This window comes from Microvirga aerilata (assembly GCF_016743775.1).
In the GTDB taxonomy this organism is placed as follows: domain Bacteria; phylum Pseudomonadota; class Alphaproteobacteria; order Rhizobiales; family Beijerinckiaceae; genus Microvirga; species Microvirga aerilata.
This window is the reverse complement of the sequence record NZ_JAEQMY010000361.1, coordinates 1-638: the sequence shown is the minus strand read 5'-3', so window position 1 is coordinate 638 and position 638 is coordinate 1. Positions and strand designations below refer to the sequence as shown.

Genomic DNA, 638 nt, shown 5'->3' with positions numbered 1-638 from the left:
GGCACCTTTCCGCTCGATCGGAGCTGGATTGCGCGGCGTCCTTTGTATGTGGTTCGCCCTGGTGGGGAGCTTGTGGAGTTTGCCCATCGGATTGCCGATGCGGAGCGCTTGCGCGAGGAACAGGCGCGGGCGCGGGCGGCGCTGAGCCCGGAAGAACGGCTGCGCCAGGCGACGCTGGAGCAGGCGGCGAAAATGCAGCCGCGTGAGCGGAACTCCGAAGGCGGGATCGGGAGCGGGCGCCCGCGAGACTGGAGCGGTCGGCCGGAACCTCCGGTGCACGATCTGGCGGGGCCATGGTCGGTTGGCTCAGGCTGGGGGACCTTCCGCGCCGTGGTTCCGGGCGGGGACCGGACGCTGTATGGGGTCACGGCGGACGGACGTTTGCTCTGGTACCGGCATGACGGGTCGCATGACGGGACGCCGCATTGGGCCGGACCGCTGGAGATCGACCAAGGCTGGGACCGCTTTGCGCGTGTGATCGGCGGCGGCGGTGGCGTGGTGTACGGGATGGGGACGGATGGCGCCCTTCACTGGCGGCTGCACCGGCAAGCACAGGACGCGCGGCTGCCGGCGGACTGGGAACCGCAGCGGGTGGTGGACACAGGCTGGGGCCAGTTGGCAGCGGCGTTCTCCGGCGG

General features: G+C 70.8%; 1 protein-coding gene. It reads left to right on the top strand.

Translation table 11 applies throughout. From position 1 onward, the window contains the following. Positions 1 to 48: 48 nt before the first annotated feature. Positions 49 to 638, top strand: a 590-nt coding sequence (locus JKG68_RS32825) for a tachylectin-related carbohydrate-binding protein (RefSeq protein WP_202066663.1), incomplete at its 3' end; no start/stop codon positions are given.